The sequence below is a fragment of the Bradyrhizobium sp. USDA 4452 genome (assembly GCF_054063575.1).
In genome coordinates this window covers 129,594-156,392 of sequence record NZ_JBSSGK010000001.1, presented here as the reverse complement: position 1 = coordinate 156,392, position 26,799 = coordinate 129,594, and the positions used below count along the sequence as shown (strand labels likewise).

Annotated in this window: 22 protein-coding genes and 2 tRNA genes; 8 read left to right on the top strand and 16 right to left on the bottom strand. The window is 64.3% G+C overall.

The genetic code is table 11. The features are described 5' to 3' along the window. Positions 1–71: 71 nt before the first annotated feature. From ACVISU_RS00920 to ACVISU_RS00910, 3 genes are all read right to left on the bottom strand, one after another. The gene (locus ACVISU_RS00920) at positions 72–251 is read right to left on the bottom strand and encodes a hypothetical protein (RefSeq protein WP_050404540.1); all 180 of its coding nucleotides are present in this window, start codon (positions 249–251) and stop codon (positions 72–74) included. A gap of 122 nt (positions 252–373) precedes the next feature. After that, positions 374–448: transfer RNA gene (locus ACVISU_RS00915), tRNA-Asn, on the bottom strand. Positions 449–884: 436 nt separating this feature from the next. After that, complete coding sequence (locus ACVISU_RS00910) at positions 885–1,379, bottom strand: anthrone oxygenase family protein (RefSeq protein ID WP_456705691.1); 495 nt, start codon at positions 1,377–1,379, stop codon at positions 885–887. 92 nt (positions 1,380–1,471) lie between these two features. Between ACVISU_RS00910 and ACVISU_RS00905 the strand changes: the two genes are divergently transcribed. Next, positions 1,472–2,167: a TetR family transcriptional regulator gene (locus tag ACVISU_RS00905; protein ID WP_456705690.1), complete on the top strand. Its 696-nt coding sequence runs from the start codon at positions 1,472–1,474 to the stop codon at positions 2,165–2,167. Between the two features lie 282 nt (positions 2,168–2,449). Further along, a complete protein-coding gene (locus tag ACVISU_RS00900; RefSeq protein WP_024584196.1) occupies positions 2,450–2,632 on the top strand; it encodes a hypothetical protein in 183 nt (60 codons plus the stop codon). A gap of 43 nt (positions 2,633–2,675) precedes the next feature. Here the strand turns inward: ACVISU_RS00900 and ACVISU_RS00895 are convergent. From ACVISU_RS00895 to ACVISU_RS00870, 6 genes are all read right to left on the bottom strand, one after another. Continuing rightward, positions 2,676–2,749 (bottom strand) — tRNA-Cys (locus ACVISU_RS00895). A 54-nt stretch (positions 2,750–2,803) separates the two neighbouring features. Then, a complete protein-coding gene (locus tag ACVISU_RS00890) occupies positions 2,804–3,529 on the bottom strand; it encodes a tRNA-uridine aminocarboxypropyltransferase (protein ID WP_456705689.1) in 726 nt (241 codons plus the stop codon). A gap of 37 nt (positions 3,530–3,566) precedes the next feature. Beyond that, complete coding sequence (locus ACVISU_RS00885; protein ID WP_456705688.1) at positions 3,567–6,671, bottom strand: efflux RND transporter permease subunit; 3,105 nt, start codon at positions 6,669–6,671, stop codon at positions 3,567–3,569. After that, positions 6,668–9,796, bottom strand: coding sequence for an efflux RND transporter permease subunit (locus ACVISU_RS00880; RefSeq protein ID WP_456705687.1), 3,129 nt, complete (start codon positions 9,794–9,796; stop codon positions 6,668–6,670). Before ACVISU_RS00880 ends, ACVISU_RS00885 begins: the two co-directional genes overlap by 4 nt. 48 nt (positions 9,797–9,844) lie before the next feature. After that, positions 9,845–11,314, bottom strand: a complete 1,470-nt coding sequence (locus ACVISU_RS00875; RefSeq protein WP_456705686.1) for an efflux RND transporter periplasmic adaptor subunit — start codon at positions 11,312–11,314, stop codon at positions 9,845–9,847. Next, positions 11,304–12,773 carry an efflux transporter outer membrane subunit gene (locus ACVISU_RS00870; protein ID WP_063695431.1) on the bottom strand — a complete coding sequence of 490 codons (1,470 nt, stop codon included), beginning with the start codon at positions 12,771–12,773 and terminating at the stop codon, positions 11,304–11,306. The genes ACVISU_RS00875 and ACVISU_RS00870 overlap by 11 nt, the downstream gene beginning before the upstream one ends. A 438-nt stretch (positions 12,774–13,211) precedes the next feature. Here ACVISU_RS00870 and ACVISU_RS00865 point away from each other — a divergent pair, with 438 nt between their 5' ends. Continuing rightward, positions 13,212–13,613 carry a DUF2177 family protein gene (locus ACVISU_RS00865; protein ID WP_456705685.1) on the top strand — a complete coding sequence of 134 codons (402 nt, stop codon included), beginning with the start codon at positions 13,212–13,214 and terminating at the stop codon, positions 13,611–13,613. Here ACVISU_RS00865 and ACVISU_RS00860 read toward each other — a convergent pair. From ACVISU_RS00860 to ACVISU_RS00850, 3 genes are read right to left on the bottom strand one after another with little or no spacing between them, the layout of a single operon-like run. Beyond that, complete coding sequence (locus ACVISU_RS00860; protein ID WP_456705684.1) at positions 13,602–14,417, bottom strand: DUF1295 domain-containing protein; 816 nt, start codon at positions 14,415–14,417, stop codon at positions 13,602–13,604. The two genes, ACVISU_RS00865 and ACVISU_RS00860, sit on opposite strands and share 12 nt — an antisense overlap. Positions 14,418–14,440: 23 nt before the next feature. Next, positions 14,441–15,091 carry a ChrR family anti-sigma-E factor gene (locus tag ACVISU_RS00855; protein ID WP_050405713.1) on the bottom strand — a complete coding sequence of 217 codons (651 nt, stop codon included), beginning with the start codon at positions 15,089–15,091 and terminating at the stop codon, positions 14,441–14,443. Beyond that, the gene (locus ACVISU_RS00850; RefSeq protein WP_244522028.1) at positions 15,088–15,783 is read right to left on the bottom strand and encodes a sigma-70 family RNA polymerase sigma factor; all 696 of its coding nucleotides are present in this window, start codon (positions 15,781–15,783) and stop codon (positions 15,088–15,090) included. Before ACVISU_RS00850 ends, ACVISU_RS00855 begins: the two co-directional genes overlap by 4 nt. A gap of 144 nt (positions 15,784–15,927) precedes the next feature. Here ACVISU_RS00850 and ACVISU_RS00845 point away from each other — a divergent pair, with 144 nt between their 5' ends. From ACVISU_RS00845 to ACVISU_RS00830, 4 genes are all read left to right on the top strand, one after another. Continuing rightward, complete coding sequence (locus tag ACVISU_RS00845) at positions 15,928–17,262, top strand: NAD(P)/FAD-dependent oxidoreductase (protein WP_456705683.1); 1,335 nt, start codon at positions 15,928–15,930, stop codon at positions 17,260–17,262. Next, positions 17,259–18,062: a DUF1365 domain-containing protein gene (locus ACVISU_RS00840; RefSeq protein ID WP_456705682.1), complete on the top strand. Its 804-nt coding sequence runs from the start codon at positions 17,259–17,261 to the stop codon at positions 18,060–18,062. Before ACVISU_RS00845 ends, ACVISU_RS00840 begins: the two co-directional genes overlap by 4 nt. Further along, complete coding sequence (locus ACVISU_RS00835) at positions 18,052–19,314, top strand: class I SAM-dependent methyltransferase (protein WP_456705681.1); 1,263 nt, start codon at positions 18,052–18,054, stop codon at positions 19,312–19,314. Before ACVISU_RS00840 ends, ACVISU_RS00835 begins: the two co-directional genes overlap by 11 nt. A gap of 203 nt (positions 19,315–19,517) precedes the next feature. Further along, on the top strand, positions 19,518–20,552 hold the full coding sequence (locus ACVISU_RS00830) for a cysteine synthase A (protein WP_456705680.1): 1,035 nt from the start codon (positions 19,518–19,520) through the stop codon (positions 20,550–20,552). A 110-nt stretch (positions 20,553–20,662) separates the two neighbouring features. Here ACVISU_RS00830 and ACVISU_RS00825 read toward each other — a convergent pair whose 3' ends face one another. The 4 genes from ACVISU_RS00825 to ACVISU_RS00810 are packed head-to-tail and all read right to left on the bottom strand — an operon-like array spanning position 20,663 to position 25,171. Continuing rightward, the gene (locus ACVISU_RS00825; protein ID WP_050419681.1) at positions 20,663–21,403 is read right to left on the bottom strand and encodes an amino acid ABC transporter ATP-binding protein; all 741 of its coding nucleotides are present in this window, start codon (positions 21,401–21,403) and stop codon (positions 20,663–20,665) included. 11 nt (positions 21,404–21,414) lie between these two features. Continuing rightward, on the bottom strand, positions 21,415–22,935 hold the full coding sequence (locus ACVISU_RS00820; RefSeq protein WP_456705679.1) for an amino acid ABC transporter permease: 1,521 nt from the start codon (positions 22,933–22,935) through the stop codon (positions 21,415–21,417). Then, a complete protein-coding gene (locus tag ACVISU_RS00815; protein WP_456705678.1) occupies positions 22,932–24,137 on the bottom strand; it encodes an amino acid ABC transporter permease in 1,206 nt (401 codons plus the stop codon). Before ACVISU_RS00815 ends, ACVISU_RS00820 begins: the two co-directional genes overlap by 4 nt. Positions 24,138–24,154: 17 nt before the next feature. Then, positions 24,155–25,171 (bottom strand): amino acid ABC transporter substrate-binding protein, encoded by a 1,017-nt coding sequence (locus tag ACVISU_RS00810; RefSeq protein WP_050405706.1) that lies wholly within the window; start codon positions 25,169–25,171, stop codon positions 24,155–24,157. Positions 25,172–25,499: 328 nt separating this feature from the next. Between ACVISU_RS00810 and metC the strand changes: the two genes are divergently transcribed. Then, on the top strand, positions 25,500–26,696 hold the full coding sequence (metC, locus tag ACVISU_RS00805) for a cystathionine beta-lyase (protein ID WP_456705677.1): 1,197 nt from the start codon (positions 25,500–25,502) through the stop codon (positions 26,694–26,696). Positions 26,697–26,799: the final 103 nt, after the last annotated feature.

The window sequence follows — 26,799 nt, the reverse complement described above, 5'->3', positions numbered from 1 at the left end:
GCCATCTTTTGGAACAAGCTCCGCCAAAACGCAACATGGCGTTGGCGTGCAAGATGCGCTCGCAACGCGTTCTATTCGATCGTGACTGCAAGCCGGCCGATCAGGCGGGCCACTTCATCGAGATGCTCGGAATCGTGCTCCTCGACGGCCCTTGCGAGCCGGCGGACACACTCATCGTCGCTGATGTCGGGAGCATCGCTCGGAACAAGCGTCGGCTGTGGCATCGACAGGTCGATCAGGTTAATGGCCATCAGAATCACCTCTCAAGACCCGGCACAACAAAGTGTCCGCGGTTATTGAGTCGATTTGACGACGACTTTTGTCTGCCCGTTACGGGCCACAGGCTTGTGATGGGTGATGATGGAGCCAGAACTGGCTCCCCGGGCTGGATTCGAACCAGCGACCATTCGATTAACAGTCGAATGCTCTACCGCTGAGCTACCGAGGAATAGGCGAACAAAGCGTTCGCGCGCGGGCAGCGTATAACAAAGCCTTTCGGCCTTGCAAAGAACCAAATGGGTCTCCGGCGAAACTTTAGCGGGGGACGGTAAACCCCTGCGGTACAAGGCTTTGCCGGCGTTCCAAGGCGATGCAGGCCTGTCCCGGCTGTCCCGCTACCGGCGCTGCGGGCGTCCGGAAACACCGCCGACGCCGCCATTTCGCCGCGCCGCCGATTCTTCCGCGGCCCCCGCCCAGCCTCTGACGTCAATTCCGGGACGAACGAGGTGGTCTTGGTACCGGGGTCGTACGCAATACAGGCAGTGCCGGCATAGACTTCATTGAAAATCTCCAGGCAGTCAGCCGCACATCGGCGTGCGGCGTCACCTCCTTAGCGATCGTGCTGCGCGAGTACAGATCGTGCACAAACTGCGAAGCATTTTCGTTCAGAAGCGCGATCGCGCGGCGATGGCGACAATGAACAGCGCCGTCGCCGCAAGCGAGGCGATGGTCCGCACGTGGTTCCAGAAGGTCCAGTCCGTCAGATAGCGCGCCCAGACCCGGGCGGCCGCGGTGCTCGCGGGATCTGTGGCCGCAAGCTGATCGTTCAGCGGCACGTTGAAGACGGCCGTGACGACGAACATCCCGACGACATAGACGATGCCGCCGCAGATCATCGCAAGCGCGCCCGGCTCCTGCCATCGCAGCCCGCCGAGCACGACCAGCCCGCCGCAAGACAGCGTGGTGCCGAGGAAGACCGGCATGAACAGCGAGCGGACGATGTCGACATCGATCGCGTTCATCGCCGAGATGCCGGCCGCCTGATCGATGCGGCCGAGCGCGGTCATGACGAACGCCGAGAACGCGAAATAGACGCCGGCAAGCAGGCCGCAGCCCAGCGCGGAGAACCACAGCAACCCCGAGGTCAGGATATTGCGCATCGCCCCTCCTCGAAAAGCGAGAGATACTCGCATTTGTAAAATGCGATAAACACTCATATTTGAAACGTCAACCCCGGCTGCGGAGGAGAACGATGGCGAGACGAAAGGCCCGGCCCGGGGCAGCGGAAAGCGCCGCGCCCGAGGCGGCGGCTGGGGCCGCGCCCGGGGTGAAAGCCCCCCTGCCCAGGTTGGCGCGGCTTGCTCCGACGCAACAGCGCAGCCGCGAGCGGTTCGAGCGCATCCTCGCCTGCGCGACCGAGATCATGACGGAGAAAGGCAGCGAGGCCTTCCGCATGAGCGACATCGTCGAGCGCAGCGGCGTCGCATTCGGCTCGCTCTATCAATACTTCCCCGACAAGGCCGCGATCATCGGCACGCTGGCTGAACGGCATAACGCCGTCGGCCGCGATTGCGTCAGGCGCGATCTGGCCGCGGTCTCGTCCGCGCGCGACCTGCACCCGGCGCTATGCCGGATCGTCGACAGTTACTACGAGATGTTCATGCGCGAGCCTGTCATGCGCGACATCTGGCAGGCGACGCAGGCCGACCGCGCCCTGCAAAAGCTCGATGCAGACGATACGGCCGTGCTCTCCGGCCTGTTGTCCGACGCGGTCAGGCGGGTTGCGCCCAACATGCCGTCCGCCACCCTCGCCACCTTCTCGGGGCTGACGATGACGCTGATCGCGGCCGCCGTGCGTCACGCGATCACGCTGCCGCCACGGAAAGCGCGGCAGGTGCTGACGCAATTCAAGACGATGCTGCCGGGCGACCTCGCAGGATGGGCATGACCAGGATGGCACCGGCGGACCGACGCGTGCGCTGTCACGCCTCTCTAAAATTCCTGCGATATTTGCCCCCTATGAATACTGCCCGGAATTCCGGAAAGAGTTTTTCGCGTTGTGATTTGCCTCACACGAGGTGCGGCCGTACCGACCTAGGTTCCCGAGGAGAATAGCGATCTATTAACCAAAGCGGGCGCCATCGTTCTTTTCATAAAATTCGAACGAATCGCTCAATCCGGACCGAAGACAGTTTTGCGACCATGGCGCTCTCGAACCTCGGAGAGCGCGATGAGTGAAGTCGAATTTGATCTGTTGCTGGACGCCGTGCGTACGGCGATCGCGCCTATTGCTCAGGAGGATTTCGTGGCCCAGCCCTCGCCCCGCATTCAGCCGCCGCCGCGCGCCGCCAATGACAACCAGGCGCCGTGGCCGCTGATTCCGTTTCCTGAAGGCTGGTACGCCGCGAGCTAATGCGGCTTCTCACGTATTGGCTGCAAGCCATTGATGAGATGAGTGGAGGCCACGACCAGAATTGAACTGGTGTACACGGTTTTGCAGACCGTTGCGTAACCACTCCGCCACGTGGCCCCTTGCGGCGCACTTCATATACGCCCTCTCTTCGATAGGCAACCAATCGCGCAGCTAACGCCGGCGCCTCCGGAAGTCCCGCTTCTTCGGTTTTGGCGCCAATTCCGGCATTTTGGCCTGCACTTCGCGGAATTTCGCCAGCATCCGCTCGAAACTATCAGTTAACGTTGTGGCGATGTCCGGCCGCTTTTCCAGCCCGGCCAGCAGGATCGCGGCCGCCTCGATGGTGGACAGGCCGTCGCGCCGGGGTTCCCGGCGCAGCTTGCCGTAGCGCGAGGGCTGCTTCGGTCCGAGAATCACCCGCTGGCACTTCAGCATCCAGGCATTGCGCCACCACAGCGCCTTGGCCTGGCTCCAGGTGCCGTCAAGCAGCACGATGCCCTCGATGTCGGAGAGGATGGCGCGCTGGTGCGGCTCCAACTCACCCTTGCGGTTGATCGCGACGATCTCGGCGTCGGTTTCGAGATCCTCGACCTTGGCCGAGCCGAGATAGAGCACCGCCCAGCGCGACGGATCTGGCACCGGCCGGCCGAGTGCGTTGGCAAGGCTCGGCCAGGACAGCCCGATCCGCACCACGGCGTTCTCGAAATGCCGTGCCAGCAGCCGCGCGGTGCCGAGCGCCCTGTCCTGCTCCTGCGGATGGATCAGGATCAGCAGCTGGATCCGGCTTTTGATCGGCGTGACGCTGTCGCAGATGCACAACGGCATCGGCTTGCCGCAATGCGGGCACTCTGGGATCTCGCTGACGAGGTCGGTCTTTGTTTCGGTCGGTTCGGCCATCGCTTCGCTATACGCGTGCGGAGCCGTTCAATCCAACCTATTCCGCCGGAGCGTGCACGCCTGATGGTGCCGGGCCCTGGCGCAACCGGTCGATCAACAGATAGATCACCGGGGTGGTGTAGAGCGTGAGGATCTGCGACACGAACAGGCCGCCGATGATGGTGATGCCGAGCGGCCGCCGCAGCTCGGTGCCCGGGCCGGTTGCGATGACAAGCGGAATGCCCGCGAACAGCGCGGCCATTGTCGTCATCAGGATAGGACGGAAGCGCGCCCGGCAGGCCTCGAAGATCGCATCCCGCGACGACAGGCCCTGATGCCGCTCGGCCTCGAGCGCGAAGTCGACCATCATGATGCCGTTCTTCTTGACGATGCCGATCAACAGGATGATGCCGACAAAGGCGATCACGGTCAGCGGCGTGTTGGTCACCTGCAACGCCAGCAAGGCGCCGAGGCCGGCCGACGGCAAGGTCGAGATGATCGTGATCGGATGCGCCAGGCTCTCATAGAGTACGCCGAGCACGATGTACATCGCAACCAGCGCGCCGAGGATCAAAAGCGGCTGCCGTCCGCTGGTCTTGTTGAAGTCGCCGGCATTGCCGTCGAAGCTGCCGCGAATGCCCTCGGGCATGTGCAGCTCGTTGACCGCCTGCTGGATGTTCGTGGTGGCGACCTCCAGCGGTACGTCCGGCAGCAGGTTGAACGACACTGTGGTCGAGGGGAAGCCGCCGGAGTGAAACACCGCCAGCGCCGACAGACCGCGCTGGTAGTGCACGAGCGCCGACAGCGGCACCTGCACGTCGTTGGCGCCCGCGACGTAGATGCGCTCGAGGTTCGACGGGTCGCTCTGGAATTTCGGGTCGATCTCGAGCACCACCACGTACTGGTTGCGCTGGGTGTAGATGTACGAGATCTGGCGCTGCGAGAACGCGTTGTTGAGCGCGTTGTCGATATCCTGGACCCGGACGCCGAGGCTGGAGGCGATCTTGCGGTCGATCACGAGGTTGAGCTGCAGGCCGCCGGGATCGCGGTCGGCGGAGACATCCGTGATGCCCTCCACCGTCTCCATGCGCTTGGCGACGAGCGGCGCCCATTTCTGCAACAGATCGAGATCGGTCGAGGCGAGCGTGTACTGGTAGTCGGAATCGCTCTGCCGGCCGCCGGTGCGGATGTCCTGGGCAGCGAACATGAACAGGCGGATGCCCGGCACCATGAACAGGTTGCGGCGCAGCCGGTCGATCACCTGCGCGGTCGACAGGCCTCCCCGCTCCTCCGGGGACTTCAGGCTGATGAACATGGTGCCGCGGTTGGAGGTGGCGCCGCCCGGGCCGCCGCCGGAGCCGACCGAGGAGCCGATGCCGGCGACCGCGGGGTCTGCCATCACGATATCGGCGAGCCGCTGCTGAAGCTGGAGCATCGACTGGAACGAGATATCCGCCGAGGCCCGGGTCGCGCCGATCACGAAGCCGCTGTCGTCGGTCGGGAAATAGCCCTTCGGCGTCTTGATGTAGAGCGTCACCGTGAGCGCGACGGTGGCAAAGAACACCACAAGTGTCAGGAACGGATAGCCGAGCACGATCCGCAGGGTCGACGCATAGAACGCCACGACCCGCGATAGCGTGCCCTCGAGGACGCGATCGTACCAGGTGGCGCGATCCGAGGTCGCCTCCTTGATGTAGTGCGCGCAAATCATCGGGGTGATCGTCACCGACACCAGGGTCGACACGATGATCGCAAACGTCAGCGTCAACGAGAACTCGCGCAGCAGGCGGCCGACGATCCCGTCCATGAAGATCAGCGGCGTGAAGGCCGCGATCAGCGACAGCGAGATCGACAGCACCGTGAAGCCGATCTGCTTGGCGCCTTCGACCGCGGCCGGATACGGCGCCATGCCCTGCTCGAGATTGCGGTACATGTTCTCGATCATCACGATGGCGTCGTCGACCACGAAGCCGACCGAGATCGCGAGCGCCATCAGCGACAGATTGTCGATCGAGAAGCCGGCGAGCCACATCCCAGCGCAGGTTCCGGCCAGCGCCAGCGGCACCGAGACGCCGGCGGCGATCGTCGGCACGATCCGGCGCAGGAACACGAACACCACGACCATCACAAGTCCGGCGGTCGCCAGCAGCGTGAACTGCATGTCCTGGACGCTGGCGCGGATCGTTCCGGTACGATCGACAAGGGTCGAGATCTCGACGCCGGCCGGAATCCACTGCTTCAGTTCCGGCAGCATCCTGCGCACGCCGTCGACGGTATCGATGACGTTGGCGTCGCCCTGCTTGGTGATCTGGATCAGCACCGCCGGCTGCTTGTTGAACCAGGCGATCGAGCGCGAGTTGCGGACCGAGTCCTCGACCTCCGCAACGTCCGAGAGGCGGACGAAATTGCCGTTCGAGCTCTTGATGATGATGTCGCGGAACTCGGCCGCGGTGCGCATCTGCTTGTTGATCGAAAGCGTCTCGCTCAGCCGGTCGCCGTTGAAGATGCCGACCGGGCCCAGCGGATTGGCATTGATAATCGCTAGACGGACGTCGTCGGTTGCGATCCCGGCGTTAGCCAGCGACACCGGATTGAGCGCGATCCGCACCGCCGGCTGGTCGGCGCCGCTGACCGTCACCTCGCCGACCCCCGGCACCTGCGAGATCCGCTGCGCCAGCACGGTGTCGGCAACGTCGTACATCGCGCTGGTCGAGATCGTCTTCGAGGTCAACGCCAGCACGAACACCGGCGCCGCGGCCGGATTGGACTTGCGGAACTTGGGTAGCGACGGCAGGTCGCTCGGCAAGTCCGCGAGCGAGGCGTTGATCGCGGCCTGCACGTCGCGCGCGGCGCGGTCGATGTCGCGGCCGATCGAGAACTGCACCTGGATGCTGGTGGTGCCGAGCGAGCTCGTCGAGGTGATCTGGTCGACGCCCGAAATGGTGCCGAGCTTGCGCTCCAGCGGCGCGGCGACGGTCGCGGCCATCACCGAGGGATCGGCACCGGGCCGTGACGCCGAGACCCGGATGGTCGGGAAGTCGACATTCGGCACCGACGACACCGGCAAGAACTCGTAGGCGACGATCCCGACCAGGAACAGCCCGATCGCCAGCAAGGTGGTGCCCACCGGCCGGCGGATGAAGGGCTCGGAGATCGAGATCACTGCATGCCCTCGGTGGCGCCGGCGATCGGCGGGCCGCTGCGGCCCGCCTGCGGCACGGCCCGCTCGATCCGGCGGTTGAGCCGGTCGAGCGCGAGATAGATCACCGGCGTCGTGTACAGCGTCAGCAGCTGGCTCAGCAGCAGGCCGCCGATGATCGAGATGCCGAGCGGGAAGCGCAGCTCGGCGCCGGTGCCGCTTTCGATCGCGAGCGGCAGCGCGCCGAACAGCGCCGCCAGCGTCGTCATCATGATCGGCCGGAACCGCAGCAGGCAGGCCTGCACGATGGCGTCATAGGACGACATGCCCTGGTGCCGCTCGGCCTCCAGTGCGAAGTCGATCATCATGATCGCGTTCTTCTTGACGATGCCCATCAACAGGATGATGCCGATCAGGCCGATCACCGAGAGGTCCTGCCCGCACAGCATCAAGGCCAGGATGGCGCCGACGCCGGCCGAGGGCAGCGTCGACAGAATGGTGATCGGATGGATGTAGCTCTCGTAGAGCACGCCGAGCACGATGTAGATCGTGATGATCGCCGCCAGGATCAGCCACGGCTGTCCGGCCAGCGAGCGCGCGAATTCGGCAGCATCGCCGGAATAGATGCCGACGATGCTGCCGGGCATTCCGATCCGCGTTTCGATCGCCTTGACCGCCTCGACGGCGTCGCCCAACGCCTCGCCCGGCGCCAGGTTGAAGCTGAGCGAAACCGACGGGAATTGCGCCTGGTGCGAGATCGCGAGCGGCGCCGTGGTGCGGACCAGCGTCGCCACCGCGGACAGCGGCACCTGTGCGCCGTTGGCGCCCGGCAGATAGAGCTTGTCGAGGATCGAGGGGTCGCGCTGATACATCGGCATCGCCTCGAGCACCACGCGATACTGGTTGGCCTGGCCGTAGATCGTCGAGATCTGCCGCTGGGCGAAGGCGTCGTTCAACGTGTCCGTGACGCCCTGCAGACTGACGCCGAGCTGGCCGGCACGCTGCCGGTTGACGTCGAGCGCCGCGCGCAAACCTCCGGCCTGCGCTTCCGAGGAAACATCGCGGAAAATGGGGTCGCGCCGCATCTCGGCGACCAGCTTCTGCGACCATTGCGAGACCTCGGCGGCATCGGTCGCGGTCAGCGTGTATTGGTATTGCGAGCGGCTCGACTGGGTCGAGATCTGCACGTCCTGCACCGGCTGGAAGTAGACGGTCATACCGGGGACCGTCGCGATTTTCTGCTTGAGCCGCTCGATCACCTTGGCGACGCCGTCGCGCCGTTGGTCGAGCGGCTTCAGCGTCATCACCAGGCGGCCGACATTGGTGGTCGGATTGACCGAGCCGGCGCCGATCACCGAGATCACACCGACGACATCCGGATCGGCCTTGATGATGTCGGAGACCGCGCTCTGCCGCCGCTGCATCTCGGCAAACGAGACGTCGGGGCCGGCCTCGGTCACCGCCGTGATCGAGGACGTGTCCTGCAGCGGCAGAAAACCCTTCGGCGCCAGCACATACATGATGAGCGTCAGCGCGATGGTCGCGAACGTCACCAGCAGCGTCGCGCGCTGGCGCTGCAGCACCCAAAGCAGCGTGCGATGGTAGAACTCGACCATGCGGTCGATGAAGCGGCTGACCGCGGCAAGACCCGGGACCGCCATCTCCTCGTGGATGTTCTTCAGCAGCCGCGAGCACATCATCGGCGTCAGCGTCAGCGAGACGACCGCCGAGGTCACGACCGCAATCGTCAAGGTCAGCGCGAATTCGCGGAACATGCGGCCGACCAGGCCGGACATGAACAACAGCGGAATGAACACCGCGATCAGCGACACTGTCAGCGAGATCACCGTAAAGCCGATCTCACTGGCGCCCTTCAGCGAGGCCTCCATGACGGTCTCGCCGTCCTCCACGTGGCGGACGATGTTCTCGATCATCACGATGGCGTCGTCGACCACGAAGCCGGTTCCGATAGTCAGCGCCATCAGCGACAGATTGTCGAGGCTGAAGCCGGCGAAATACATGATGCCGAAGCTCGTGATCAGCGACAGCGGCAACGCAACGCCGGCGATCAGGGTCGCACGCAGCGATCGCAGGAACAACAGCACCACCAGCGTCACCAGCACCACACTCAGGATCAGCGTGAACTGCACGTCGTGGACCGAGGCGCGGATCGTCACGGTGCGGTCCGAGACCACGGTCAGTTTGACGCCGGCCGGGACCGCCCGCTGCAGCCGCGGGATTTCGTCACGGATCTGCTTGACGACATCGATGACGTTGGCGCCGGGCTGGCGCTGGATATCGATGATGACGGCCGGCGTGCCCTGGTACCAGCCGCCGGTGCGGTCGTTCTCGAGCCCGTCGACGATCTGCGCAACGTCGCCGATCGTGACCGGCGAGCCGTTGCGATAGGCGATGATGATCGGCCGGTACGCGTCGGCGGCGGCAATCTGGTCGTTGGCAGCGATGGTATAGGATTGCTGGGCGCCGTCGAGCGAACCCTTCGGCCCCGACACGTTGGCACCCGCAATCGCGTTACGCAGGTCCTCCATCGCGATGCCATAGGCCGCAAGCCGCGCCAGGTCGGCCTGCACCCGCACCGCGGGCTTCAAGCCGCCGAGGATCGAGACCCGGCCGACGCCGGAAATCTGGCTCAGGCGTTGCCCGAGGATGGTATCGGCGAGATCGCTCATCGCCCGCAGCGAGATCGTGTCCGAGGTCAGCGCCAAGGTCATGACCGGCGCGTCCGCCGGGTTCACCTTGGCGTAGACGGGTGGGTATGGCAGTGTCTTCGGCAGAATGCCCGCCGCGGCATTGATCGCCGCCTGGACATCCTGGGTCGCGCCGTCGATGTCGCGGTTGAGGTCGAACTGCAGCGAGATCTGGCTGACGCCGAAGGAGCTAGTCGAATTCATCGACGACAGCGACGGGATCTGGCCGAGTTGCCGCTCCAGCGGCGCCGTGATCAGCGAGGCCACCACGTCGGGGCTCGCGCCCGGCAGTTGCGTCGACACCTGCACGGTTGGGAAATCGACCTGCGGCAGTGCCGAGACCGGCAACGCCCAATAGCCCAGCGCGCCGCCGATCATCAGGGCGATGCCGAGCAGCGAGGTAGCGATCGGCCGGCGGATGAACGGTTCTGAGACGCTCATGGTTGCGTGCTCGCTCTTGGGTCGGACATTACGAGGTCAGGATGTCGGTCATGGCCGCGCCTTCGGCGCGCCGCCCGACGCTTCGCCCCCTGCCCCTGCCGCCGGCGTAGGCGCCGGTTCGGTCTGCCCCTTCTGATCGCTATCGCTGTGCTCGTGCCGGCCGCGATGCTCGCCGCCCTGCCCGTCTTGCTTGGCTTCCTTGCTCTGATCCTTGGTCTGGTCCTTGCTCTGACCGTCGCGTTGCGCCCCGCGCTTGCCGTCGGGAGCGCGGCTGCGCTTGCGCGGCGCCAGATCGGCCGCCGGCGGCCCGTCGTCCTTGCCGACGACGACTTTGGAGCCGTCGGCGAGATTGGCAAAGCCGGTCGTCACGACCCGATCCGACGTGGTCAGGCCGTCCGCGATGACGGCTTCATGCTCGTTCTGCTGTGTGACCGTGACCGGCTTGGCGGTGACGGTATTGTCCGCGCCGATCACATAGCTGAAGGTCCCGGCCGGACCGCGCTGCACGGCCGACGTCGGCACCACGATCGCCTGCGGCAAGGTCTCAACCTTGAGGCGCACATTGACGAACTGGCCAGGCCAGAGCTGGTAGCTGGCATTCGGCAGTTCGGCCTTCAGCTTCAGTGTGCCAGTGGTCGGATCGACCTGGTTGTCGATGCCGGTCAGCTTGCCGGTATCGATTACGGTGACGCCGTCATTGCCGAACACATCGACCGCGAGCTGGCCCTTTGCTGCCGCGGCGTTGACCCGCATGATCTGCTGTTGCGGCAGGCTGAACCACACCGCGATCGGCTGCAACTGGGTCAGAATCACGAGCCCGGTGGTGTCGGAGGCGTGGATGATGTTGCCCTGGTCGACCTGGCGCAGGCCTGCCCGTCCGGCGATCGGCGCGACGATCTTGGTGTAGCCGAGCGTGGTGCGCGCATTGTCGATTTGGGCCTGGTCGGCCTTGATGATGGCCTCCTGCTGCGCGACCAGCGCACGCTGCGTGTCGGCCTGCTGCTTGGAGCCGGCATTGCTGGCGGCCAACTGCTCATAGCGGACGAGGTCGATCTTCTGATTGGCGAGCAGCGCCTCGTCCTTGGCCTTCGTGGCCACCGCCTGATCGTATTGCGCCTGATAGATCGCAGGATCGATCTCGCCCAGCACGTCGTCCTTCTTGACGTCCTGGCCCTCGACGAAGTTCACCTTGAGCAGCTTGCCATCCACCTGCGAGCGCACGGTGACGGTGTTGAGCGCCTTCACCGAGCCGACGCCGTCGAGATAGACCGGCACGTCCTGCACCTGCGGCGTGGCCGCAAGCACCGGCACCGGCAGGTCGGGCCGCGCACCCGCGCCGCGCCCGCCGCCGCCATTTTGCTTTGGCTGGAGAGCGAGCCAGCCGAGATAGCCGAGCCCACCGAGGATCACGAGCGTGATCAGCAGCGACACCATGCGTCCGAGCAGGCGCGAGATCAGGCTCCGCTTGCGCGGTGCAGTGCTTTTCTCGTCGTCCGTCGAGTCGGGCTTAAAGAGCATCGACCGGTCTTTCCATCTTCGGTTCCCAGCCGCCCCCCAAGGCCTGATACAGGCTCACGATCGCCAATAGCCGGGCCAGCTGGGCCTGCGAATAAGCGTCTTCCGCCTGGAACAGGGTCAGCTGCGTGTTTAGCACAGTTACGATGTCGGCGGTGCCGGCCTTGAGCTGCTGCTCGGCCAGGTCGAAGGCGCGCCGCGACGACGACAGCACGTCGCGCTGCAGCTGCAGCCGCCGCGTGGTCTCACGGATCGCGACCAGCGCGTTGTCGACATCGGTGAAGGACTGCACGACCGTCTTTCGGTAGGTCTGCAGCAGCTCGTCCTGCCTAGCCTTCGCGTTCTCGAAATTGCCGAGAATCCGTCCGCCGTCGAAGATCGGCTGGGTCATGCTGCCGACCAGGTTGAAGAAGGCCGCATGCGGCTGGAACAGCGAGACCAGCGCCTGGCTCTGGTAGCCGCCCGTCCCCGTCAGCTGAATGCTCGGGAAGAACTGCGCGCGCGCGCTGCCGACATTGGCGGTCGCGGATGCAAGCTGCGCCTCCTGCCGGCGGATATCGGGACGTTGGGTCAGCAATTCGGACGGCAGGCCCGGCGTGACACGCGGGATCGTAACTGAATTCAGCGAACCGCCGGCGACACGCACGCTCTCGGGCGGACGCGACACCAGCACCGCGAGAGCGTTGATGTTCTGGTCGAGCGTTTGCCGCAGCGGCGGCACCAGCGCGCGCTGGTTGGCGAGCACGCTTTCCTGCTGCGCGACGTCGAGATCGGAGCCGGTGCCAGCCTTGAAGCGGTCCTTGATCGCGTTGAGGATGCGCTCGGCACTCGCGATATTGCGCTGTGCGGTGCGGATCCGGTCCTGGGTGGCAAGCACCGTGAAATAGGCGTTGGCGACGCTGGTCAGCGTGGTCAGCGCCACCACCTCGCGGTCGAACCGGTTGGCGACGGCGGTCTCCTCCGCCGCCTGCGCGGCATCGCGGTTCTGGCCCCAGAAATCGAGCTGGTAGCTGGCGCTCAGCGAGGCACTGTAGTTCACCACCTCGCGCCCGCCATTGGTCAGGCCGCTGGCGCTGGAGCCCGAGGTCCGTGAATAGGTCTCCGAGCCGTTGAGATTGAGGGTCGGCAGCAGCGCCGCGCCGGCCTGCCGCGCCAGTGCGTCGGCCTGGCGGAAGCGCGCCACGGCCGCGGCGATGTCGAGGTTGACGGTCTGCGCCTCCTCCATCAGCTGCGTCAGCTCCCTGGAGCGGAAGCCCCGCCACCAATCGAGCGTCGGAACCGCGTCGCCCGGCCGGCCAATCTGCGCCGCCTTGTAGCCCTGCGGCACGTCAAGCGCGGGATCGGGGATGTCCTGGGTCAGGATGCAGCCGGCCGAACCCACGACGAGGCCGAGCGCGACGAGTGAGCGTCCTGCGAGCCGTCGCATGCGGACGGCGAGACCGAAGCGGCCTCCGGGCACCATCACGGACGCGGGCTGGGTCACACCCGTTCTCCGCCGAAGCCAGACCTCGCCCGTGGCGTACGAATGACGCGATCAACAGTGGTCTGGGTGACGTGCACGGAGTGAATCTTCCAATGGAACCTGACTGTCCCATCCTACCCTTGGGACGATAGGGCGGACAGCCCTGTCACGGCAGCGCGACGTCGCATCCACTGCGATTCGCCACCACCCGGACGGGCGACTTTTCCCCATTTTTGCAGGGTTTCCTCGCGCCGGAAGCAGGTACCGGGCGCCCGGATTCTAACAAAGATTTCATGGGGATTTCTCCGCCCTGTTGCACCGAATCCGCAGCTTGCTGTCCCCGACCGGCGCCTGGATGATCCAGGCGCCGCGATCTGTCGTTACCTCATTGAGAGCTGCGCCTTGCGACACGGTGGCGTTCAACCTTCGGGCCCCGACATGACCTATCTCTACGCCTACCTGTCGACACTCATCGTATTTTTGCTCTGCGACATGGCCTGGCTTGGGACGATGGCGAGCCGATTGTATCGCCCGACACTCGGCGACATCTTGTCGACGGAGGTCAACCTGCCTCCGGCGATCGCCTTCTATCTGATCTACCCGATCGGGCTCGTGGTGTTCGCGGTGCTTCCGGCCATAAGGTCCGAAAGCCTGGCCCAGGCAGCGCTCAGCGGCGCGCTCTTCGGCTTCTTCAGCTACATGACGTATGATTTGACCAACCAGGCGACTGTGCGGAACTGGACCTTCCAGCTCACACTGCTCGATTTGACCTGGGGAACGCTGCTTGGCGCCATGTCCGCCACCGCCGCTTGCCTCATTACGGCAAGGCTAGCTGCCTGAAGTCAGCTTCGGAAATGGAAAGAACGGCCGGGTCCGCGCCTGAAGGTCACGGAATTGCGGGCCGCGCGAGCGCAGCATGTGCTGTTCGAGCGGCGGCACGCCGGACACATGGACCAGGACCCAATACATGCAGGCCGGCGCCAGCAGCGTGATCCAGCCGAGCGGATACGAGGCGTCGATCGCGATCAATGGATACGCCAGCCAGCAGAGCCATTCGAAGAAATAGTTCGGATGGCGCGACCACTTCCATAATCCAGCCTCGCAAATCCGCTGTCGATTGGCAGGATCCGAGCGGAACTTGCTGAGCTGCGCGTCGGATAATGCTTCCCCGATCAGGCCAGTCAGCAGCAGCGCCGCACCGAGCAAGTCCGCAACTCCGAGTGCGGGTCGCGGGTTATGCGCCGCGAGCGCAACGCAGATCGCCAGGATGAGCCCAACCGCCGCCTGAGCCTGGAGTTGGAGGAACATCCGCCGCTCGGCCGTGTCGCCCCATTGATCGATCAGGTCGCGATAGCGCGGATCATCGCCGGCTTTCCAGGTCCGCGACAGAAGATGACTGCCGAGCCGCAGCGACCAGATCGCAGCCAGCAGCGCGACCATGAACTGCCGCGCGCTCGGCACGCCGCCTTCCGGGACCGGAACGAGGCTGGCTATGCAAGCAACCAAGCCGGTGCCGAATGTCCAGCAGACATCGATCCATCCGGTAGCGCCGGTCCGTCGCTGGATCTGCCAGGCGGTCGCCATGATCGCAGACAGCGCAAGGGCCATGATTGCGAGTTGAGATATCGGCTGGAGCAGGCTCATGGAGCATCTCCCAGGAGCGGCCGTCACATGCGGATCAACGGCTGCAACAAACGGCCGATCATTCCGTTGAGCTTCAAATCTCCCTGCATTGCGACCAGGCAGATGCAGTCTTCCGTCGAGTTGATCCTGACGTCATGATCCACCGACCCGTCGCCAAAGTCGAAGTCTCCGGGCCCGAAATGGCCGCCGGCGTGGACGAAACTCCCTGACAGCACGCAGGTCATTTCAAGCCCGGTGTGGGTATGTTCGATCATCCTCGTTCCCGGGCTGGATTTCAGGAGAAAGACGCGTGTCGCACTCGGCTCGGGCAAGCGGATCGGCCGCAAATGCACCTTTGGTGCGATCCACCTCCACGGACTATCGGGATAGCTGTTCAGAAAGTCTGGCAAACCCGGTACGTCGCGGAATGCCGGTCCCCGGCGCCGCTCCGGGATGGAGGTCCGCGAGGTCTCGTCCAGCCTGCGCTCCATCGCCTCGAGCGCTCCGTCCGACATCGCGGTCGGCGGCAATCCGGTCAGCATCGCGCCGCCGACATGCTCCATCGCGCGTACCACTGCACGGCACTTCGGACAGCCGACCAGATGGGTGGCAACGCCAATATGCTGGCCGAGGTCGAGCGTGCCAGCTGCGAACATCGCCAACAGCTCGTCCGGCGGATGATGATGGACGGTCATGAGAAGTCATCCAGCAAGCTGCGCAGCCGGGCCATCGCCAGCCGCAAGCGTGATTTGACGGTGCCGAGCGGAATATCGAGCATCTTTGCGATCTCCGCATGGGCGGTTTCGTGAAAGAAAGATAGCTCGATCACCCGCATCTGCTCATCCGGCAGCGCAGACAGCGCATCGCGGACCCGCGCCTCGATTTCAGATGCCGCCACCCCGGCGTCGGGCAACGGCCCCTCATCCCGCTGAAACTCGAGTTCCGTCTCGGACGTATCGCTCGTTGGGGTACGTTTCTGACGACGGAGCGCGTCGATGCGCAAGTTTCGCGCGATCGTGAATATCCAGGCTGCGGCACCCGCGCTGCCAGGATCGAACAGGCTTGCCTTCGACCACACGGCGAACAAGGCCTCCTGCGCCAGTTCGTCGGCAAGCTGCTCGCTTGCACCGGAGCGCTTCATGAACGTCTTGATGCGCGGCGCAAAATGCCGAAACAACGCCGCGAAGGCCTCGCGATCCCTGCGGACAGCAACGGCTTCGATCAGCCGGGCCCATCTGGCGGCATCCGACGTCTCATTGTCGGGAGTTTCACTCAGCATGCCCCGCGGGCACTCCCCATCACTGACGGCTCTGCGACCGCAGTACCGGATCGCGCCGGGCCTGACCAGACCGATGACCCCGGAAAGATGTCGAGCGGCGGCTTGCATGCATCAGGAACGTCACCCGGCTGCGGTTGGATCACTGCCGGTGATCCAACCGGCAACATTCGTCGTTTCGTTCCATGACGCCGACTGCGCGATCGGCCGGCCCATCGTACCGCCGAGGGATTGTTGTTGAGCAGCGACGGCAGATTGAACATAGCCGTGATCGGAACCGGCATTTCCGGCCTTTCGGCTGCCTGGCTGCTCAGCCAGCGGCACGATGTGACCGTCTACGAGAAGTCCGATCGGATCGGCGGGCACTCCAACACTGTGATGGCGACCGTCGGTCACGAGCGCGTTGCCGTGGATACCGGCTTCATCGTTTTCAACCGGAAGACCTACCCTAATCTCGCTGCGCTGTTCCGGCATCTCGACATCCCCACGCAAGCGTCGGAGATGTCGCTATCGGTCTCGCTCGACCGCGGCAATCTCGAATATTCCGGGACCGGCCTCTCGGGTCTGCTGGCGCAGCCCGGCAACCTCCTGCGCCCGCGTTTCTGGTCGATGCTGCGCGACCTCGTCCGATTCTATGATCGCGCGACACGCGACGCCGCTCGGCTGAGCGACGAGAGGATCAGCCTCGGCGATTATCTCATGCAAGGGGGTTATGGCTCAGCTTTCCGCGACGACCACCTGCTGCCGATGGCGAGCGCCATCTGGTCGGCGCCTCCGGATGAAATTCTCGCCTTTCCGGCGGCAACGTTCATTCGCTTCCACCACAATCACGGGCTGCTCCAATTGACGGGACGGCCGCCATGGGAAACCGTGATCGGCGGCAGCCGGGTCTACGTACAGCGGCTGGTCCAACCGTTCGCGGACCGGATCAGGCTCGACTGCGGCGTGGTCGGGATACGCCGATCGTCCGGCCGCGTCATGGTCACGGATGTCCGCGGGGAAACGCAGCCGTACGATCACGTCGTGCTGGCAACACACGCAAATCAGGCATTATCGGCTATCGACGACCCGACGCCCGATGAGGCCGAATTGCTCGGCGCGTTCCGCTATAGCCGCAATCTTGCGGTGCTCCACTCCGATCCCAGATTCATGCCCCGACGTAGACCGGCCTGGTCGAGCTGGAATTATGTCGGCTCGCGCGATAAGGCCGCCACGGCGGTCGGCGTCACCTATTGGATGAACCGGCTCCAGGGCATTCCCCAGCATTTGCCGCTCTTCGTCACGCTCAATCCGGCGCATCCGCCACACAGCGACACGCTGCATCACACGGAGGTGTACGAGCATCCGATTTTCGATGCCGCCGCGATCGCCGCACAGCAAGGGCTCTGGTCGCTGCAAGGCCGGAAGAACACCTGGTTCTGCGGCGCGCATTTTGGTGCCGGCTTCCACGAAGACGGGCTGCAATCAGGGCTTGCCGTAGCCGAGCAGCTTGCAGGCGTGCGGCGGCCGTGGACCGTGCCGGACGAATCCGGACGCATCGCGCTCGCCGCAAGCGCGAGGTCGTTGCCCGAACCGGAGCTGCAGCCATGACGCTTCGCTCCTGCCTCTATCGTGGCAACATCATGCATCGGCGGCTGCGGCCCACCACGCACCGCTTCCGCTATCGTGCATTCTGGCTGCTGCTCGATCTCGACGAGATGCACCTGCTCGCTTCCCGTTTGCGGCTGTTCTCCTGCAACAGATTCAACCTTTTTGCATTTCACGATGCCGATCATGGCGACGGCAGCGCGACGCCACTCCGCCTGCAGGCCGAACGCTGCCTGATGCAGGCAGGGATCGATATCGCCGGAGGGCCGATCCAGCTCTTCTGCATGCCTCGAACCCTCGGCTACGACTTCAATCCGCTCAGCCTCTATTTCTGCCACCGGCACGACGGCCAGCTCGCCGCGGTCATCTATGAGGTTCACAACACGTTCGGCGAACGCCACGCCTATGTGGCCTCGGTCGCGGCCGATACTGGCACCATCCGGCATGACTGCGGCAAGGCCTTCTACGTGTCCCCCTTCATGAGCATGGACCTGTCCTATCACTTCCGGCTGAACCAACCGGACGAGCATTTTGGGCTCGGCATCAGCGCAAGCTCGGGCGGAGAGACGGTGCTCGGCGCATGCCTGACGGCGTCACGCCACGAGCTCAGCGACCAAGAGCTGTTGTCCAGTTTCGCCGCCATTCCCCTGGTTACGATCAAGGTGATCCTTGCGATTCATTGGGAAGCGTTGCGGCTCTGGTTGAAGGGCTTGCGGTTACACGGGCGCCCGCAATGCTCCCCTCACACGATCACGACCGTGCCCCCATCGCCCCAGCACCGGATTGACTCGCATGCACTCTGACCACCCGCAGACCGTCCCCTGCCCGCATCCCGTCGAATGGCCGCCGGTGCTGCGAGCGACTGTCGGGACGCTGCTGCGGCGGCTGTTTCGCCGTATCGATTGCGGCGAAATCCTGATCCAGACCCCGAGCGGACGCGGCGTCGCGATCTCCGGGATGCGTAGCGAAGAGCAAGCGCATATCAGGATCCATGATTGGAAATGCTTGCTTCGGCTGCTGATCGGCGGCGATCTGGGTTTTGCCGAAGGCTTCCTTGCCGGTGAATGGTCCACGCCCGACATATACTCGTTCCTGAGCGCAGCTGCACCGCGTTCGGCATACGCCCCATCCTTCGAACGGCTGAAGCCGCCGCAGCCTCTGAATCGGCTTCGTCACGCCCTGCTCAATCGCAATACCAGGCGCGGCAGCCGGCGCAACATTCGCGCCCATTACGATCTCGGTAATGATTTCTACCGCCTCTGGCTCGACCCGAGCATGACCTATTCATCGGCGATCTTCACCTCGCCACACCAGACGCTCGCGCAGGCCCAGCAGAACAAGCTCGATCGGGTCGCCGAGCTGCTCGATCTCAGCGGCGGCGAGAGGGTTCTCGAGATCGGTTGCGGCTGGGGCGCGCTGGCACAGCGTCTTGTCGAACGGAATGTCTGTCACGTCACGGGCCTGACACTGTCGACCGAACAGCTTGGCTACGCATGCGAGCAGCTCGCCGAACAGGGTCTCGCCGACAGGGCCAATCTGCGGCTCGAGGACTATCGCGACACCAAGGGCACCTATGATCGCGTCGTCTCGATCGAGATGCTGGAGGCGGTCGGCGAGGCGTACTGGCCGCTGTTTTTCGACAATCTGCGACAGCGGCTCGATATCGGCGGCATCGCGGTGCTGCAGGTGATCACGATCGACGAACGTCGCTTCGAGAACTATCGCAGGCGGCCGGAATTCATCCAGCGATACGTATTTCCGGGCGGAATGTTGCCGACGGTCGAGATCGTCGAACGACTGGTCGACAGTTCCGGACTTCGGCTGGTTTCGACCGAGTTCTTCGCTGCCAGCTATGCGCGCACGCTGGCCGATTGGCGCGACCGGTTCGTCAACGCCTGGCCATCGATCGAAGCCCTCGGCTTCGATGTCCGTTTCAAGCGGATGTGGGAGTATTATCTGGCCTATTGCCGGCTCGGCTTTGAAATCGGCGCTCTCAATGTGGGGCTGTACAAGATCGAACGACCGTCTCGACCGAACCGTGTCGGGCGAATCTGACGCAGCGCGCCGATTTGCAGTGGGATTTGGCCGGATCGCAGCGCATTTTCAAAACGATCTTTCCGGCTGTGTCATCCCCGCACGGTCAACTGGCTAACGCAGAGCCCCGCGCGAAATTCGCCGCACTGCAAAAGCCTTCCCCTTTTGCCATCGGCACACTAGTTTCCGGCCAGAGCAAAACACGGACCGAAGATTACCCCGACATGGCATTCAACAAAGACGTCATTGAAGCGATCGGCAACACCCCCCTCATCAAGCTGCAACGCGCGTCCGAACTGACCGGGTGCACCATCCTCGGCAAGGCCGAATTCATGAATCCCGGCCAATCGGTCAAGGATCGCGCCGGCAAGGGGATGATCCTGGAGGCCGAAAAGCGCGGCGACCTGAAGCCCGGCGGGCTGGTGGTCGAATCGACTGCGGGCAATACCGGCATCGGGCTCGCGGTCGTGGCGAGTGCGCGGGGCTACCGCACCCTGATCGTCATTCCGGAGACGCAGAGCCAGGAAAAGAAGGACATGCTGCGGCTGTGCGGGGCCGAGCTGGTCGAAGCGCCGGCACTGCCCTACTCCAATCCGAACAACTATCAGCATCTCGGCAAGCGCCTCGCCGAGCAGCTGCGCAAGACCGAGCCGAACGGTGTGCTGTTCGCCGACCAGTGGAACAACCTCGACAATCCCAAGGCGCATTACGACTCGACCGGACCGGAGATCTGGCAGCAGACCAGCGGCAAGGTGGATGCCTTCATCTGCTCGGTCGGCACCGGCGGCACGCTCGCCGGCATCAGCCGCTACTTGAAGGAAAAGAACAAGGACATCGTCACCGCTTGCGCCGATCCGCACGGTTTTGCGATGTACGAGCTGTTCAAGAACGGCCAGGTCAAATCGACGCCGGGCGACTCGATCACCGAAGGCATCGGCCTCGGACGCAAGACACCGGTGATCGAGACCGCGAACGTAGACGATGCGTTCCTGGTCTCCGACGAGGAAGCCGTGACCATCATCTACGAGCTGCTGGAGCACGAAGGCCTGTGCCTCGGCGGCTCGACCGGCGTCAACATCGCGGGCGCGATCCAGCTCGCCAAGCAGCTCGGCCCCGGCAAGACCATCGTCACCATTCTCTGCGACTCCGGCAACCGTTATCAGTCCAAGCTGTTCAACCCGGCCTTCATGCGGTCGAAGAATCTGCCGGTCCCGGAATGGCTGGAAAAGCGCAGCAAGATCGAGCTGCCGTTCGTCTGACGAACGAAATCCCCGCAGACGTCATTGCGAGGAGCTATTGCGACGAAGCAATCCATGCTTCCGATGCGGACGATTGGATTGCTTCGCTCCGCTCGCAATGACAGCGGAAATCACCGCAAGATCTGGCTCAGGAACAGCTTCGACCGCGCATGCTGCGGGTTGGCGAAGAATTCCTGCGGCGTGTTCGACTCGATGATCTGACCGGCGTCCATGAACACGACGCGGTTGGCGACCTCGCGGGCAAAGCCCATCTCGTGGGTCACGACCAGCATGGTCATGCCCTCCCTCGCGAGATCGACCATGGTGTCGAGCACTTCCTTGACCATCTCCGGGTCGAGCGCCGAGGTCGGCTCGTCGAACAGCATCACCTTCGGGTTCATGGTCAGTGCGCGGGCGATCGCGACGCGTTGCTGCTGACCGCCCGACATCTGGCCGGGAAACTTGTTGGCCTGATGCGGGATCTTGACCCGCTCGAGGAACTTCATCGCGGTCGCCTCGGCATCCTTCTTCGGGATGTTGCGCACCCAGATCGGCGCCAGCGTGCAATTGTCGAGCACGGTCAGATGCGGGAACAGGTTGAAGCTCTGGAACACCATGCCGACTTCGCGGCGGACCTCGTCGACCCGGCGCAAATTCGGGCCGAGCTCGATGCCGTCGACCACGATCTCGCCTTCCTGGAATTCCTCCAGCGCGTTGATGCAGCGGATCAGCGTCGACTTGCCGGAGCCCGACGGGCCGCAGATCACGATGCGCTCACCCTTGCCGACCTCAAGGTTGATGTCGCGCAACACGTGGAAGTCGCCGTACCATTTGTTGAGCGTGGAAATGTTGACGATCGGGGTTGTGGACATGGTGACCTTGTTCAGTGGCGGCGGTGAGCGTTGAGCCGGTTTTCGACGAACAGCGAGTAGCGCGACATTCCAAAGCAGAACACGAAATAGATCATTCCTGCAAAGGCAAAGCCGGTAAAGGCCGTGGTCGGCGTCGACCAGTTCGGATCGGAGAACGATGCCCTCAGGGAACCCAACAGATCGAACAGCGCCACGATCGACACCAGCGAGGTATCCTTGAACAGCGAGATGAAGCTGTTGACGATGCCGGGAATGACGTAGCGCAGCGCCTGCGGCAGTACGATCAGCGACGTCGTCTTCCACCAGGACAGGCCGAGCGCCGATGCGGCCTCCGCCTGGCCGCGCGCTACCGCCGCCAGCCCGCCCCTGATCACCTCAGCCATATAGGCGCCGGTAAAGATCGCGACGCCGATCAGGGCACGCAACAGGCCGTCGACGGCGAAATTGCCCGGCACGAACAGCGGCAGCATGTAGGTCGCGAAGAACAGCACCGTGATCAGCGGCACGCCGCGCCAGAATTCGATGAAGGCGATCGAGAAGATCCGGATCAGCGGGATGCTGGAGCGGCGGCCGAGCGCGAGCGCAATCCCGATCGGCATCGAGGCGACGATGCCGGTGATCGCGATCACCAGCGTCACCAGCAGGCCGCCCCACAGTCGCGTATCGACGATGGGAAAGCCGCCGCGATCGAGCCCCATCAGCTTGATGGCCGCGGCGATCCCGGCAAACGTCAGCAGGCTGCCGATCAATGCCCTGCGGCCGGTCTGCACACCGCTTCCGAGCACGAACAGCACGGCGGAGACGATCACGGCGGTGACCAGGAAATCGCACCAGACTGGCAGCGACGAGAGCTGCAACTGGTCGCGCAGCCAGGTCAGCGGAAAGATCAGCCAATGGATCAGAAGGCCGACAAGGACGAGCAGCTTGCCCAGCACCCACGGCAGCGGCGCGATCGCCGAACTCTTGCTGAGATTGACCAGGAGATCGCCGGCGCCGCCGATGCTCTGCTCGAACAGCTGCAACACGCCGGCGGTCCAGCTCACGCCGAAGCCGGCGATGCCGCCGCCATGCAGCAGGAAGAACGCCACCACCGGAAAGGCGAAGAAGAACAGGCCGGAGTTGATGCCCTTGGCCGGCAGGCGTGGCATCAGCAGCGGCAGCAACAACGCGGCGCCAAGCCCATAGGTCAGATTGACCCGCCAGCGCTGGGCTTCCGGATAGAAGCCATAGATCAGCTGCGTCAGCTTGGCCTGAATATAGGGCCAGCAGGCGCCGACCTCGTGCCCCGCCTTTTCGGTGAGGCAAGCGGTGCGATCCTTGCCGGACCAGACCGCGTCGACCAGCAGGAACTTGAACGTCGGGACAACGATGTACCAGGCCAGCAACAGCCCGAGCACCGTGAGCAGGATGTTGCCGGGCGAATTCAGCAGCCGCGTTCGCAGGAAGCCGATGAGGCCGGCGGTCTTGGCCGGCGCTGCACGCTCGGCGACCAGATCCTGCCGGACAAAGGACGAGGCGGACAGATCGGTCATGCCGCCATGCTCCGGTTGATGCGCCAGCCATAGACGCTCATCAGCGCGCTCGTCGTCAGCGAGAGCAGCAAATAGACGCCCATCGTCATGGCGATGATCTCGATCGCCTGCCCGGTCTGACTCACCGCGGTGCCGGCGAACACCGAGACCAGGTCCGGATAGCCGATCGCCACCGCCAGCGACGAATTCTTGGTGAGATTGAGGTACTGGCTGGTCAGCGGCGGGACGATGACCCGCATCGCTTGCGGCACCACGATCAGCCGCAGCGTCGCGGCGCGGCTGAGGCCGAGCGAGGAGCCCGCCTCCATCTGTCCCTTGTGGACCGACATGACGCCGGCGCGGACGATTTCGGCGATGAAGGCCGCCGTGTAGGTCGACAACGCAACCGTCAGCGCAACGAATTCGGGGATGATCCGCGCACCGCCGGCGAAGTTGAAGCCTTTCAGCTGCGGCAACTCGAACTTCAACGGCCCGCCGAAGATCAGCACCGAGACCAGCGGCAGACCGACCAGGCCACCCAGCACATAGGGCCAGATCCGGATCATCTGCCCGCGCTGGAACAAGGCCCGCCGCGCGTAGTGCCGCAAGCCCAGCGCCGCGACGATGCCGACCGCGAGCACGGCCAGGAACGGGTAGAGGCCGGGCTCGCTGACGGGTTGCGGCACGATCAGGCCGCGATTGTTGAGGAAGAACATACCGAAGATCGAGATGCTCTGCCGCGGCGCCGGCAGCGCCGCGAGCACTGCGAGGTACCAGAACAGGATCTGGAACAAGACCGGCAAGTTCCTGATGATCTCGACATAGATGCCGCCGATCCGCGACAGCAGCCAGTTCGGCGACAGCCGGCACAGCGCCACGACGAAGCCGATCACGGTGGCGAACACGATGCCGATCACCGAGACCAGAATCGTGTTCAACAAGCCGACGAAGAACACCCGCCAGTAGGTGTCGGAATTGTTGTAGGCGATCAGGCTCAGATTGACGTCAAAGCCCGCATTGTAGTTGAGGAAGCCGAAGCCCGACGCAATGTGCTGGGTCTCCAGGTTGGTCCGCGCATTCGCCACGATCTCGTAGGCGATCCAGGCCAGGATCGCGGCGAAAGCAATCTGGGCGGCCAACCCGTTCCAGCCGGTCTTGCCGCCAAGCGCACGCTTCAGCCTGAGGGCAAATTGCAGCGGTGGTTTGCGGGGCGCGATGCTCATCGCGGCAGCCGGACCGATCAGCGGATCGGCGGCGCGTACTGGATTCCACCCTTGTTCCAGAGATTGTTGACGCCGCGGGCGATGCCGAGCGGCGAGCCGGTGCCGACATTGCGCTCGAAAGCCTCGCCGTAATTGCCGACCGCCTTGACGATGCGAACGACCCAGTCCTTGGTCAGGCCGAGCTGTTCGCCCAGATTGCCGTCGGTGCCGAGCACCCGCTTCATCTCCGGCTTGTCGGATTTGAGCATCGTGTCGACATTCTTCTGGGTGATGCCGAGTTCCTCGGCATTGATCATCGCAAACAGCGTCCACTTCACGATGTCGAACCACTGGTCGTCGCCGTGGCGCACCATCGGCCCCAGCGGCTCCTTGGAAATGATTTCCGGGAGCACGATGTGGTCGGCGGGGTTCGCGAGCTTCAGGCGGCTGGCATAGAGCCCGGAGGCATCGTCGGTGAAGACGTCGCAGCGCCCGGATTCATAGGCTTTGACAGCTTCGTCGATGCTGCCGAATGCGATCACCTCGTACTTCATGTTGTTGCCCTTGAAGAAGTCGGCGAGGTTCTGCTCCGTCGTGGTGCCAGTCTGCACGCAGACCGACGCGCTGTTCAATTCGAGCGCCGAATTGACCTTGAGCGACTTCTTCACCATGAAGCCCTGCCCGTCATAATAGGTCACGCCGGTGAAGTTGGCGCCGAGCGAGGTGTCGCGTGATACCGTCCAGGTGGTGTTGCGCGACAGCACGTCGATCTCGCCGGACTGCAGCGCCGTGAAGCGATCCTTGGCCGACAGCGGCACGAACTTGACCTTGGTCGGGTCGTCGAGCACCACCGCGGCAATGGCTCGGCACACGTCGACGTCGATCCCGGTCCAGTTCCCCTTGTCGTCCGGCGATGAAAAGCCAGGCAGGCCCTGGCTGACGCCGCAGGACAGCTGGCCGCGGTCCTTGACCGTCTTGAGGGTTTGCGCCGAGGCCGACTGGACCGACAAGGCAGCGGCAGCGGCAAGGATGACAGCCAGGGATACGCGTTTCATGGGGCAGGCCTTTCAGGGTCGTCCGTTGGACGTTTGCTTTGTGATCGCCTCGCATTCACGGGCCATCCCAATGATCCCCTGCAGCAAAAAATGCTGATCTGACCGTCAGTTCGACGTGCAAACCGGCCAGGCAACGGATCTTAGGTCGCGGCAGGCCCCTCAACGTGCGGCGACTGGTAGTTGCGCCGCATCACATAGTGACTGACGAGCCGGGTCAAGGGGTTGACGCATGTCTTCTACCTCTTGTTAGTAACACCTCCCGGCGTAGCCCTGCTTCCCGACGCGCTACGACTGCGGCAAAAAGTCTAAAGTCCAACGGCAGCAAACCATGACCTCCTCCGACGGCTCCACGTCCTCCCACCCGCAAGATGCCGCAACCCGCCTGGTCACGGCCGGCCGCGACACCAAGGCCCAGAAGGGCTTCGTCAATCCGCCGGTCTTCCACGGCTCGACGGTGCTCTATCCGACCGCCGAGGACCTCCACGCCCATCGCGCCGAATTTACCTATGGCCGCCATGGCAGCCCGACCACGCGGGCGCTCCAGGACGCGCTGATGGCGCTGGAAGGCCCGCAATGCGCCGGCGTCGGTCTCGCCCCGTCGGGGCTGGCTGCGATCAGCACCACGCTGCTCGCCGTGCTGAAGGCCGGCGATCACCTGCTGGTGTGCGACAACGCCTATCGGCCGACCCGCAATTTCTGCGACAACATGCTGAAGCGCTACGGCATCGAGACCAGCTATTTCGATCCGCTGATCGGCGCCGGCATCGAGACGCTGTTCAAGTCGAACACCCGCGCGGTGCTGGTCGAGGCGCCCGGTTCGCAATCCTTCGAGATGCCCGACATCCGCGCGATATCGGCCGTGGCGCACGCCCGCGGCGCGCTGGTGATCGACGACAACACCTGGGCGACCGCGCTCTATCACCGCTCGCTCGAACAGGGCGTCGACATCAGCATGCAGGCGGGCACCAAGTATATCGGCGGCCACTCCGACATCATGTTCGGCACCATCGCGGCCAATTCCAAGGCCTGGCCGCTGGTTCAGGAGGCGATCCGCCTGCTCGGCGTCTGCGCCGGCCCGGACGACGTCTATCTCGCGCTCCGCGGTGTCCGGACGTTGTCGGTGCGGCTGGCGCAGCACCACCGTTCCGGGCTCGAGATCGCGCGCTGGCTTGGCGCGCGGCCGGAGGTCGCTCGCGTCCTGCACCCTGGCCTGGAGACCGATCCCGGGCATGCGATCTGGAAGCGCGACTTCACCGGCGCCTCCGGCCTGTTCAGCATCGTGCTGAAGCCGGTGCCGCAGACTGCGGTCGATGCGATGCTCAACGCGCTCCGTCTGTTCGGCATGGGGTTTTCCTGGGGCGGCTTCGAAAGCCTCGCCATCCCGTTCGACTGCAGCGGCTATCGCAGCGCGACCAAATGGTCGCCGGGCGGGCCGACACTGCGGCTGCATATCGGGCTCGAGAATGTCGACGACCTCAAGGCCGATCTCGATCGCGGTTTTGCCGCGTTGATGGCCGCGCTCTGATCCCTCCCCGTGGCCCTGTGCATTAGGCAACATTAACCACGACCGACCGGGCAAGACGCTACGCAGCCGCGCTGCGACCAATGTCGCACGCGCTGCGCACGCA